Here is a 493-nt window from a genome sequence, read left to right on the forward strand (position 1 = left end):
GACGTGGGCTCGTCCGGCGCTGGCCTATCACATTCCGTCGGAGGTCTCGACGCAGGCTCCCGATGCGTTCTTCGTGATGGGCACCGGCTACCCGACCTCGGGGGGAAGCTCGGAGCAGGGGCGCACGCTGCTGCGGGTGGATGCGCTCAGCGGGCAGATCCTCGAGCACGCCGAGCTGCCCGCGGTCGACCCCGACGACGTCTACGAGCCGGCGTATGGCACCGTGGTCGACACCGCGGTGGCCACCCACTGCCTGTCGCGGCTGTGGGCCGAGGCGCAGGAGGTCTACGTGGCCGACCCCGCCGGTCGTCTGTTCCGCTGGGACCTCGGCCGCGAGACGGCGCACGAGGCCGACAGCGGCGGGCCGTGGGGCACTGCGGCCACGATGGCCCTCTCGGCGCCGATCCCCGCGTGCGAGGGTGCGGGCGACACGTGCACGGTCGGCGCGAGCAATCGAGCGGAGACGTTCACCTTTGCGCCCGCGGTGTCGTCC

1 protein-coding gene is annotated in these 493 nt (G+C 72.8%); it reads left to right on the forward strand.

Translation table 11 applies throughout. From position 1 onward, the window contains the following. Nucleotides 1-493 (forward strand): hypothetical protein (locus tag OEB96_RS00290; protein WP_323137302.1); only part of this gene is annotated, 493 nt, incomplete at both ends.

Origin of the sequence: Paraliomyxa miuraensis, from assembly GCF_026337845.1 — a bacterium.
GTDB classification, from domain to species: domain Bacteria; phylum Myxococcota_A; class Polyangia; order Nannocystales; family Nannocystaceae; genus Paraliomyxa; species Paraliomyxa miuraensis.